The organism is Pedobacter miscanthi (genome assembly GCF_003315595.1).
Taxonomy (GTDB): Bacteria; Bacteroidota; Bacteroidia; order Sphingobacteriales; family Sphingobacteriaceae; genus Pedobacter; species Pedobacter miscanthi.
The window spans coordinates 1-346 of the sequence record NZ_QNQU01000091.1 but is presented as its reverse complement, the minus strand read 5'-3'; the positions used below and the strand labels follow the sequence as shown (position 1 = coordinate 346).

Sequence of the window (346 nt, the reverse complement as noted above, 5' to 3'; positions counted from 1 at the left end):
ATTAGATACTGAAAAAATCGTTGTTAGGGTTACCAAGATCGAATTAAAAACCGGAGAGATAGAAATACTTGTTTCTTCTCTGTTTGATATGAACGATATCTGTACAGAGAACATGAAAGCACTTTATGACTTAAGATGGCCCGTAGAAGAAGGCTTTAAAAAACTAAAGCCAAAGATGAAACTAGAGCAGTTTGGTTGCCGGAAACCCGAGGGGATATTCCAAGAGTTTGAAGCGCATATATTTATGATAAACCTGGTAGCTTTGTTGGGTATCCAGGCACAGCGGGAAATCGACAGGAACAAAAAAAGAAAATTAAAATATAAATACAATTGGCAAAATGCTTTT

The 346-nt window shown here is 36.1% G+C and carries 1 protein-coding gene; it reads left to right on the top strand.

What is annotated here, in order from left to right; translation table 11 throughout:
- The coding region (locus DRW42_RS28500) for a transposase (RefSeq protein ID WP_147243830.1) at positions 1–346 on the top strand (346 nt) is incomplete at both ends.